Below are 10,924 nucleotides of genomic sequence, written 5' to 3'. Positions count from 1 at the left end.
CGAACCCGCGACCCCCACCTTGGCAAGGTGGTGTTCTACCACTGAACTACTTCCGCATATAAGTGCGGGTGAAGGGAGTCGAACCCCCACGCCGTAAGGCGCCAGATCCTAAGTCTGGTGCGTCTGCCAATTCCGCCACACCCGCATGTTTATAGATGGTAAGACACGAAAGACCCGTACCTGCAATCCTCGAGCTTCTAATTGACTAATTTCAAACCCTCTCGTTGACTGCTTTATTATTCTATTATGTATTTATCTATATTTCAATAAGTAATATATGGTAATATTAATTTATTTTTCTTCCTATATAAAAAACATTAAACTTCCATGAATAAATCTATCATACAAAGGAATAAAGGTTCCTCATATGGTGTTAGATCCCTTGCTTATAGCTATATAAACAACTCAAGATCCTTAAATCCCTTTTATTTTCATTTTATCTTAGAAAGACATAATTATCATTTTACTGTTTGAAACGGAAAGAGTGATATTCCTAGCACCATTAGAAATATACATACCAATTCTAGTATAAAAAATCTCCTATCTTCTCCATATAACTTTTGAAGATCTCATGAATTGAATTTTAGCATTTAGAGATTTTTACTTGCTTTTCCAATTAACTTTTACCTACTTAACAATACCTTTAATGATTCTGATATCAAAAACCAAAAAGTTTCCGTGTATTTTCTTTAAAATATGTAGATATATTTAATTCATCTGGTCATAGATAATAGCTTTAAATATCTGTTTGAGCTCTTTTGATGTTTTTCCACGAAGCCATTCGACCTGGTCAATTGGCAACGTGAGCTTAAGGGTGATCTTTTCATCAGGCATCTCGATTTTCCTGATGTCGGCAAGTGAAATCCCCTTCTCAATGTCCGGAAAATCAATCTGGTTCTCATCGAAATGGTCAATGCACCGGTACTCAAAGGGATCATCAATCACGCAATTCAAGTTCAACTGTGGGAGACGACCAGGAATTGATTTTATGTACATAAATGAGCTGATTACTCGGTTATCGCTCAGCTCGATTTTAGCGATAATGCTCTCGCGGTTGCTATATTTCTTTAAGGCTACCTCGCTCACGATGATGTCGAGCTCCAATGAAAATCCCGATGAAGTTTCCAATATATAAATCGCACTATTGAAAATATGGACGTCCTCTCCATCAAGATTCACTGTTTTTACTTCAACCATGTCATTCCCCTCCAAAAGAGACCGTCGGCAACATTACCCCACCCGGTTTATTTTCTTTCATTCTACTAAATCATGGTAGTTCCTCCAAGCGTAGCTTCTCGGCGATGGCAATGACATTCGGATGCTCCTTCAAAACCAAAGCGGGAAGGCCTCAAATATTTCACCTTCATATAGCTGTTTTAACTATGGTAACTTCTTTTCTACAAAAACAAGCGCATCCCCCTGTTTACCATGATGGTGTTGAACAACTTAGTGATTGCTTGCTCCGGCACGTCTTCAAAATTGGTAAAAAACTAGCGTTTACCTTGCGCGTCGATTCAGCGAACGGTGTAGATTTCAATTCTTACTTAATTAAGAAACCGAATTACCTACTTTATGGTTTGGAAAGAATTTATACATAGTACGGAAGCTCTTTATGCTAAAATTGAAATTGTATATCATTTATGAAAGAGAAGAAGGCATTTTATGAAGAAAATTATTACAATTAGCTTAAGTATACTATTGATTATTTTTGTGTTGGGTCTTACCGGATTCTATTTTTGGTCCCAACAAACGTACAAAGCATCAGAAGAAGTTACATCATACGTAAATCTAAATGGCAATCAGACGGAAGAAAACTGGCTTGTGTTCGAACCAATAGAAAAACCAAAAAGCGGGATCATTCTTTATCCTGGTGCAAAAGTAGAGCCTGAAGCATATAGCTACTATGCCCAGGGTTTAGCGGATAAAGGTTATTTGATAATTGTCCCAAAAGTCAACTTGAACTTTGCCCTACTCGATATTAATCAGGCGGATTTAATTATAGATGAGTTCAGCGATATAACGAATTGGTATGTAGGCGGGCATTCACTTGGCGGCGTAGCCGCAGCATCTTATGCATACGATCATCTCGAAGATGTAAGAGGTTTAATCTTATTGGGTTCCTATCCGAGCGATTCCAATAATTTTTCAGAAACTGACCTTCCCATCCTCTCCCTGTATGCCGAGTTTGATGGGTTAACGACAACTGATAAAATAGCTGATACAAAACATTTGCTTTCGTCTGAGGCAACTTTATATGAGGTTAAAGGCGGAAACCATGCCCAATTCGGAATGTATGGAACGCAAGATGGAGACGGAAAATCCACGATTTCAGCAAAAGAACAGCAGGATGAAATAATAGAAGAAACATTAAAATGGCTGAATCAATATCAAAGATAAGGCCGAGGTTTCTTTTAACACATCTGATACTGTAATAGCCCACCCGTGTCACGGGCGGGCTATTTTAAACTTTTATGTATCATTGAGGTAACTACGCCTCTCAAGTGCTAGTTTTTCTGTGTATTCTAAATAAAAGCGAGAGTCGATTTGTCCTAGAATTTTTTAAAATCATACATACAAAGTAATTTACTTCGTTGATCAGTGTAAATTATAAACACCCTCCCCATACGCCATTGATTAACTATGGGTTCAATCACATATTAAACTGGGGACGATTAGGACATACCGAAGACCAGTTCACGAAAAATGTATATCTCCACGTCCCAGAAATGAAAAAAGAAGCATCCCACAAGTCAGTGAACTTATGAAAAGCCTCCCCAAAAACTCTTTACTAGTTCGGTTCATACAACTTTTAATCAATCAAAAAACGGACAATAAACTTACCAACTTCAATATTTATTTACCATTCCTTAACCAACAGTCATAATCCCCAAAGCTACCAAAATATTAGCAATAATACCGACTGCAATTGCTCCTAACGGACCGACAGCCATACGGACGATAGGTCTTCCGGCAACTTCGTTCAATAGATAGAAGCCGGCAATAAAGTAGAAGCCAAATCCAGGAGCAATCGTATTGGCTGCATTTGCACCACCGATTAATAAGGCAACTTCAAGCAACTTCGTCATGGAATTCCGGATATTTTCACCGGAATTTCTTACGCCAGGGTATTTATCCAGGAATCTCGCAATATAGCTAAGCAGCATCACTTCACCAAAAATGACAGCTGCCCCGATAATAACTGCCAGCCATACATTCGGCGAGAATAAACCTACAACAAAGATGAGCGTGAATCCAACCGGGCTATATACACCTGTTGCTATGGCTGTACTTGCCACCAATGGGATAAACCCTATTGCCCTTGCTGCTGCGGCTATTCCTGCATCTGTTTGTTTGCCTTCTGCCAGTAGATTTAATGAAATTGGGTCACCAGCCATTAATAATAGATTTGTAGCACCTGCAATTAAGCCTCCAATCACCATGAAGAAAACTACGTTTTTCTTTATGGATTTCACTTTATCACTGAAGATAGATGCTAGATCAATAGAGAAACCGTCTTCTGATTTTTCCTTGATTGCATATGTGAATAAGAAAATCATTCCCGCAATAAGAGCCATTCCTTCTTGGTTTAGTGTCACTACATTATCACCAATTTTAAGGAAACCGCTGGTATTTATCCAAACTGCCAATTGTCTAACTAAAGCAGATACGATAAATGTTAAAATACCTTTTTTCATACCAAACTGCATTGCAACTGCAAGCGCGGGGAAAGCCATAAATGTTACTACCACAGGTGTGCCCACTTCCCCAAGCGGTTCCAAGAAATTGACCGGTAAATGATTGAACAGTTTCACAAACCCTTCAAGTCCGGCAAGCAACGCCCATCCGTAAACAGCGCCAATCGCCGCTGCCACCGGGGTACCCCACTTATTTTTCGGGGTCATTAGACCAATAATATCTGTACCCAGTAAAATACTATGTATCAATATGATACTGGCTGATATAGTAAAAGGGATACCGAATCCAATAACCAAACCAAAGCTCATTGCAAACGCCGTTAATCCTAACTCCCTGCGTTTTAATCTTCCTTCAATATGCTCAGACACAATCGGACGCAAACCGTCATTGAATACCGCAATATTTCTATTCGATAAGACGGCTGCTACAGCACCAATCAGGACAACGAATAACGTTTCCATCCCTTTTCCCCCTATTATCTTATTAGTTTGATAAAATTGCTTTTAAAATCATTGGTACTGCTGTCTCCACATGGTCACCGGTAAAGCCGAACGCCTTCTTCCCATTTTTAACTGCTTCAATGATATGGTCTTCATTTGGTTTCTTGCCGGGCATGGATACCGTTTCACATTTATCCCTACCAACCAATGCGATGGCCATTGCTAATGCACCACCTCCTCCTGTGTGGCATGCGCCAAAATAGTAATCTACCTGGTCGGTTTTCATCAGCATTGCTGCTTCTAGGTCAGATTTCACGACGGTTTCTATAGAAGGATCAATTTTCTTGATCAATCCTTCAATCTGTTTCTTTTCAACTTGTCCACCTATTACTATTTTCATCCTACTCCACTCCGTTTCCATTAAGATTTAGTACAGCTGCATAATGCATATAAAGATAATCTTTTTCTCCTTCGGGTAACCGGCTTCCCCATCGATATTCAATTAATTTTACCTGCTCCTTTGCTGTCGGATATTGATGTGAACCCTTGACTTCCTCCATTATTTCTTGATCCGGTCCTTCTACCTCTTCTCCCTTCGCAATCCTGGACAAGGCCATTGGTAAATGGGTAAACAGCAGCTCCCCTTGTTCTATTTCTGTTGTGTTCAATAGTTTAAGCATTCCTTCAAATGCGGCAAGTCCAGCATACATAGATTCTGTAGTAATAACATTATGTTCCAAAAGAATTTTTAATCTATCAGTATATTGATGCAAGTCCATATATCCACTCTCCCTTTAATAGCTTTTTAAACCGTCACTCAAAACACTGAAATCTAACTCTTTATAAATTAGCGTTCCAAAACACCCGTATCTTTTTCTATAGTTTTTCAGCTAATGGTTAAGCATACTGATAATAAAGCGCTTTCTTATCAGCGGTGCCTTGAAAAGGAACTCTCTTTCAATCGTTGCTAATTACTTTTCCCATAGAATCATAAATTCCTACTAGTTCAGGATTTGTTGTTAGATTCCTTATTACCGCTACCTGGGCATTGGTAACAAAAACTTGAGTACGGAATGAATATAGGACTGTATCTCCTACATTCACTTCTTTGGTGTCGAGTTTTCCATAATAATCAATATTTGTCGGATCGTTTTGGATAACCGGGACTTTTTTAAGATTGTCCACTCTAGTTCCAACCAGAGCATTTTCCATTCGTGAACGAGGATAAAAGCCTCCACCAAAGACACACGCATTATCCTCACATAGATGGGATACTTCAGAAACATATACCATTGCTGGCTTCTCTGGTAAATCTTTCCTAGCGTGAAGCGGTGTGGTACCGGTTAAGGCGTGACCTGGTTCCCCTTGAGTAGCTCCCTGACTTTTCAACAACGGCAATGTCTCGGTTGATGTAGCACTTGGCATATTCATTTCAAGGTCTGCATAGCCCCTTTCCAATAAGAAAGATTTCGCTTTATGCATCGATTGTACATTCTGTGTTGTAATCGCTTGATCATGGTGAATCAGTATGCACGGAAAACTGGTTAGTCCCGCAATTTTTATACCTTTTAAATCTTCGAGCATTTCAACCTGCATCTGCAGTTCTTCTAACGAGAAGCCGCCTTCTTGACCTTTATATATATAATCATCGTTGTCCGCAATACGTATAAATATATTTTGCAGCTTATTCATTTTCTTTGCTGCATCGCTAATGTTTTTTGCATTGTCATAACTGAATACGGTAATAAAGTCGGGATTAATCTTCAAAATTTGAGGAATCATGTTTTTAGGAATTTGCACGAGATGCCCTACATGACCAATATCAATCCCTTGCTTACTCAGTGCGATGGCCTCCCAAGGGTCGACAGCAACAGCCTTTTTGATGCCGGCATTTACAATTGTCTTGGCTATCAATGGATTCCGTCCGAACTGTTTGGTCATAAAAAATAGTTCAATATTCTGTTTTTTTGCTTCCGAGGATAAAATTCGGCTATTTTTATTTACCATATCAAGATCCAATACATATGTATTCGGTGATATACAGCCTTTTTGATGAAGTTCTAATGCAGCATCTAACAACTGTGGATTGTATTTCTGTGTTGCTTCCAAGAACATTCTTACTCACTCCTTCTTCCTTGCTCCATCAGTGGGAGAAAAGATGTTCCATTTTCAGTAGCGGATAAACCAAGATAATCTGCGGCAGTCGCAGCTATATCAGATAATGTTTGTCTCTCCCCAAGCCTGGCTGGCTTCAGCCCTTTGTGATAAGCCAATAAATAGGTCTTTTCTCTCGTATGCTGATTATGTCCAATCGTAGGATCATTCCCGTGATCAGCACTCATAATTAATAAGTCTTGATTATTCATCTTATTTAACAATGCTGGTAAATAGGCTTCTACTACTCCGATTCGATCAGCATATCTAACCGCGTTTTGCGCATGTCCGGCCAAGTCCGTCTCCTGTACAGTTGCCGCAATCACCCCATTAGGGACATCATCCATTTCCTGCAGTATATTCTTCATGACCTGATCTGTATCAACTCCGGGATACTTCCTTGCTCCCTCACAATAAATAACATCCTGCATTTTCCCTACCAATGAAACATTCAGACCTGCCATTATGGCAAGTGTAGGCAATTGGAATTCAGGAGAAATTCCGTATCCTAAGTGACGGACCTGGTATCCTTGTTTATAGACATTAGACTTTGGAGAATTAACTCCAACCAATCCATCTTCTCTTCTTTCTACAGAACTCTGCAAATGCTCCAGAGATACATTCTCTCCTCCCAATGCAATGACACGATTCACCTTCACATTATTTCTTACGCAAAGACCAATTTTCAGTACTTCATCAAAAGGAATATAATCTAGTGGCGCACTAACGTTATAGATTTGTCCGTAATCAGTTTCAATGTTATCTGCAACAATCACCAAATCATTCACTAATAAGTAAGGCATTTCAGGGACAGGGATTTTCACCTTATACCCCTCTTTTTCCAATGCTTGCTTCACTTCCTCGATATTCTCGATGAAAGGGGCGAGATACGTTTTCTTCGGTTTGGTGCCCATGATTTCATTATGTCCCTCAAAACTATCGGCCCCTTGATGCTTCAAATTACAAACACCGAAACTAGCAATGGGTTCGATATCTTTTAAATTTGGATGATGCAAAATTTGATTTATTCCTAGTTTCTCAAAGGTTGGAATCTGAAGTGACGGTACCTCATCCAGTATATGATAAAAGGTATTGGCACCGACGTCCTGCGGATGATAGCTCCTAGTATCATCCATATATCCAACTCCGAGACTATCCAGTATTAATATGATCACTCTACGTTCCATTTACTTATCCCCCTAAAAGTGAAGCCTTAGCGATTCCCATTTGCTCGCTGTATGGATGTTTCCAGTATCCTGATAATCGTTTCAGGGCCACTTCTCATAGGATTTATACGTATCATTTTTTTAGAAAGAGATAAATCTTTTTCCAGGAAGGTTCCTGATACACGGTAAAACATCGGTGCAAATTCATATTTTGATTCAGCGCCAACAGGATTGGGTGCCGCTCCTAATTCATTCGCATGTTCCAACACATTCGCGGCAATCCCTTCTGAGAATTCCACCAATAATACCTTCGATTGCGCACTGGCCAAGTATGCCTTTTTTACACCAGCTACCTCGCCATTATTTAATCTGTTGATTAGCTGTTCATTAACGTTTGCTTGTACCGCAAGCATGACAGGTGCATAGATCAGACCTCGCATGGCTTCCATCGCTTCATATCCCTGTACTTGGCTTCCCCCAGAATAATTAAATCTCTCAATCTTACTAATTAAATCAGCTTTTCCCAGGATTAAACCTACACCTTCAGGACCCAAAAGCTTAAACAATGAGAAGGTAGATAAGTCTGCTCCGGCTTGAACCCCTATCCTTTCCACCTTCATCGCCGCGTAGTTATCATCTGTAATAATCGTTAAGCCTGGATCGATTAAACGTATAGTTTCTATCACGTCCGACAAATCATACCGGTCATCCACCTGTTGCCGAGTATGCTGGATAAGTACACCCTTTAAATTTGGATTTAAATGGATAGCTCCCTGTATTTGTGCATGATTATGGAAATCAACAAACAAGGGCCTTACACCCATAAATTCCATTGTTGTTTTGCTTGTTGGATAAATAGGTGCGTCATGGACGAGAATTTGATCACCGGGTTTCAAAAAACTCATAAAACCATAGCGCAGTGCACCTGTCCCAGCTCCACGCACCAGCATGGCCTTTTCCACCCCAAAAAACTCCGCCAATGTCTCTTCTACCTTTTTGGTGTATCGCGGTTTATTGATTTCCTTCACTACACCTAAATCGCCGAGGGACAATAACTCTTCACCCTGAAAATGTTTAGTAATAGTATCAACCAATCGGAACTGTAATTGCTGAGCTTCTTCCAATGAGATACTGCTTAAAGGATATGTTTGCATGTCCTGGCTCATCCTTTCATGAACGTCTGTGGATTCTTTATCAGCATTTTTTCAATCGATTCATCAGTTAAACCGCTTTTCTTCAATCGAGGAACAAAATCATCAAGCAGGAATGCATACCCTAAACCGCCCTTATATTCAAGATGTGATTTCCGTGTAATATCCATGGACAATAACACTCTATCAATATAGCCGCGATCCTGGATTTTTTTCAGAATGTCTGCGCGGACTTGGTCAGGCATATAATTTTCTTTTCCAATCGTATCGAATTCAATATAGGCGCCTTCTTTAACGATTTTAAAAATATAGTCAAAATCCCCCGTCAAATCGACATGTCCGATAATAACACGGTTCAAATCCACTCCTCGCTCCTTAAAAAAAGAAACCTGTTCATGTCCTAAAGTTCCCAACGAAGTGTGGGTTGTAATTGGTTTATTCGTTTCTTTATGTACAATAACTACGGCTTCAAATACTTTCCGTTCGGCCTCAGTCCATTGGTTATAGCTTGTTCCGATTTCTCCGATTATGGCTGCTTTGACCCCGGTTCCTTTAATCCCTTCCTTTATTTCTTTGAACATCCTCTCAGCCAGCTGTTCCTTTGTTTCTCTGAACACTTGGATAGGGTAAAATTTTTCTTGATAAAAACCTGTTGAATAAATAATGTTGATCCCCGATTCCTCAGACACCTTCTGAACAAACGGTATATTTCTGCCCATTCCGAAGTTTGTTACATCTACTATATTTCGAACTCCTTTTTCATATAACTTCCTATATTCCTTAACTGTTTCTGAAAAGACATCCAATTGGCAGTCTTCGTTACATTTTAATTCGGATAGATCAATGGTTGTATGTTCATGCATATACGTTATACCGTTTTCTAACATAGCATTCACATTCTTTCCTTTAATTTTCCTGTGTGTTTCATTGACCGTTAATCTAATTCCTTCATCTATATCTAATCAATAATTTGGCAACCGTTTCCCTGATTCCACACTTTGCTGAATGTCCAATATTATTTTGATTTCTACCTGATTCCATTTAGCAGAAATCTCTTCCTCCCTGTCACCTTCAATGATGATTACTGCTTCAGAGGTTTCCTCTGATATTTTTTTAGCTTCAGAAGATTGAAAATCAATCATTTTAAAGGATTGGCTCATTCTTCTGTCATCCATATTCCATACAGCCGCATCAATTTGTTTTGAAAGCAGCATGTCAAACAATTGCATATAATTGATATAAACGTATTCGACTCTTTTCCCTTCAAATTCAGCGAATGTAAGAATTTTCTGGTCAACTGAATCCAAATCTACGCCTATCTTCATTCCTTCCCGCACAGTTTCCTCTGATGAATCGGCTAGGAATACCTTATGCGAAGACACATAGCTGTTTTTTCCTAATTTTTTAAATATTTTAAGGGCAGGATATTCTGAAAGAACTTTTTCAGCCGTCATATTGGAAACAATGGCAAAATCACTGCGTTTTGTACGAACTTTCTCAATACGGTTTTCTCCCCCGCGCATATACGTCAAAAATAGTTTTTTTCCCTCTGATTTAAAGGTCTCAACAATACCAGTTGCCAACCCTTCATATTTTCTTGAATACGGCAAGGGCATGGAACCAATCAAAGGAGAAATCCCTGCAATTTCACTCAATAAATCTTGATCTTTTTGGATTAAATAGGTACCTAGATGCCCCCTCGCCTCTAGCTTAATCGCTTTCATTTCTTCTAATAAACTAAGTGCACTCTGGACTGTTCCCCTTCCAAATTGCAATTTCTCACTATAGTCAGTTACACGCGGTATCTTTTTACCTGATTCAAGCTGTATCAACTCTTGCGCGATTATTTTCGCTGCCAAGCCATTTTTAGAATATAATTTTTCCCACATTTACAACACCTCAAAATAATACAATATACAATATTTTGTATATTGATAGTATAATTAATTTGAGAATATTTTACAATCACTTTCTATCATTTAATTAGTTCTCTAAAATGGAACGGTATTACCACAAACACTGAAGCAAAGTAAATTTTATCCCTATTATTCAGTTGAATAAATAAGGGTTAGTTAATACCCAACAAAAATGTGGAATCAGGTTTCCATAATGTCCGTTTAAGATAGCTTTACCATTTTCAACCTCATGGACAAACTTCATAGTTAATGATTGGATCAAAGTGTTGCGTGATACATAATCTAGTGTGTGGTATCACCAAGTCAATGAACAAAACATAGTAAACCACTAATTATGTATCCACTTCAAAAGTGATACAAAATGTAAATAAACCACTAATCCTACCATAGAGTATATCGCT

At 38.9% G+C, this 10,924-nt stretch carries 10 protein-coding genes and 1 tRNA gene; 1 reads left to right on the top strand and 10 read right to left on the bottom strand.

The window, feature by feature from the left end:
* Window positions 1–63: 63 nt before the first annotated feature.
* Both AC4D4B_RS17470 and AC4D4B_RS17465 read right to left on the bottom strand, forming a co-directional pair.
* A tRNA-Leu gene (locus AC4D4B_RS17470) sits at window positions 64–145 on the bottom strand.
* 563 nt (window positions 146–708) lie between these two features.
* A complete protein-coding gene (locus AC4D4B_RS17465; RefSeq protein ID WP_491000641.1) occupies window positions 709–1,212 on the bottom strand; it encodes a hypothetical protein in 504 nt (167 codons plus the stop codon).
* Window positions 1,213–1,662: 450 nt separating this feature from the next.
* Here AC4D4B_RS17465 and AC4D4B_RS17460 point away from each other — a divergent pair, with 450 nt between their 5' ends.
* The gene (locus AC4D4B_RS17460; protein WP_491000640.1) at window positions 1,663–2,397 is read left to right on the top strand and encodes an alpha/beta fold hydrolase; all 735 of its coding nucleotides are present in this window, start codon (window positions 1,663–1,665) and stop codon (window positions 2,395–2,397) included.
* Window positions 2,398–2,867: 470 nt separating this feature from the next.
* Here AC4D4B_RS17460 and AC4D4B_RS17455 read toward each other — a convergent pair whose 3' ends face one another.
* From AC4D4B_RS17455 to yhfZ, 8 genes are all read right to left on the bottom strand, one after another.
* Window positions 2,868–4,157, bottom strand: a complete 1,290-nt coding sequence (locus tag AC4D4B_RS17455; protein ID WP_491000639.1) for a YhfT family protein — start codon at window positions 4,155–4,157, stop codon at window positions 2,868–2,870.
* Between the two features lie 22 nt (window positions 4,158–4,179).
* Window positions 4,180–4,536, bottom strand: coding sequence for a DUF2620 domain-containing protein (locus AC4D4B_RS17450; protein ID WP_491000638.1), 357 nt, complete (start codon window positions 4,534–4,536; stop codon window positions 4,180–4,182).
* Window position 4,537: 1 nt separating this feature from the next.
* The gene (locus tag AC4D4B_RS17445) at window positions 4,538–4,915 is read right to left on the bottom strand and encodes a PRD domain-containing protein (RefSeq protein ID WP_491000637.1); all 378 of its coding nucleotides are present in this window, start codon (window positions 4,913–4,915) and stop codon (window positions 4,538–4,540) included.
* Window positions 4,916–5,093: 178 nt separating this feature from the next.
* Window positions 5,094–6,251 (bottom strand): YhfX family PLP-dependent enzyme, encoded by a 1,158-nt coding sequence (locus AC4D4B_RS17440; protein ID WP_491000636.1) that lies wholly within the window; start codon window positions 6,249–6,251, stop codon window positions 5,094–5,096.
* Between the two features lie 2 nt (window positions 6,252–6,253).
* Window positions 6,254–7,477: a phosphopentomutase gene (locus AC4D4B_RS17435; protein WP_491000635.1), complete on the bottom strand. Its 1,224-nt coding sequence runs from the start codon at window positions 7,475–7,477 to the stop codon at window positions 6,254–6,256.
* A 26-nt stretch (window positions 7,478–7,503) separates the two neighbouring features.
* Window positions 7,504–8,610, bottom strand: a complete 1,107-nt coding sequence (locus tag AC4D4B_RS17430; protein WP_491000634.1) for an aminotransferase class V-fold PLP-dependent enzyme — start codon at window positions 8,608–8,610, stop codon at window positions 7,504–7,506.
* A gap of 8 nt (window positions 8,611–8,618) precedes the next feature.
* A complete protein-coding gene (locus tag AC4D4B_RS17425; protein ID WP_491000642.1) occupies window positions 8,619–9,494 on the bottom strand; it encodes a phosphotriesterase family protein in 876 nt (291 codons plus the stop codon).
* A gap of 75 nt (window positions 9,495–9,569) precedes the next feature.
* Window positions 9,570–10,496: a GntR family transcriptional regulator YhfZ gene (gene yhfZ, locus AC4D4B_RS17420; RefSeq protein ID WP_491000633.1), complete on the bottom strand. Its 927-nt coding sequence runs from the start codon at window positions 10,494–10,496 to the stop codon at window positions 9,570–9,572.
* Window positions 10,497–10,924 lie beyond the last annotated feature (428 nt).

It is taken from the genome of Pradoshia sp. Z6_59 (assembly GCF_058267515.1).
The sequence above is the reverse complement of the archived record's forward strand: the minus strand, read 5'-3'. Positions and strand labels throughout refer to the sequence as shown.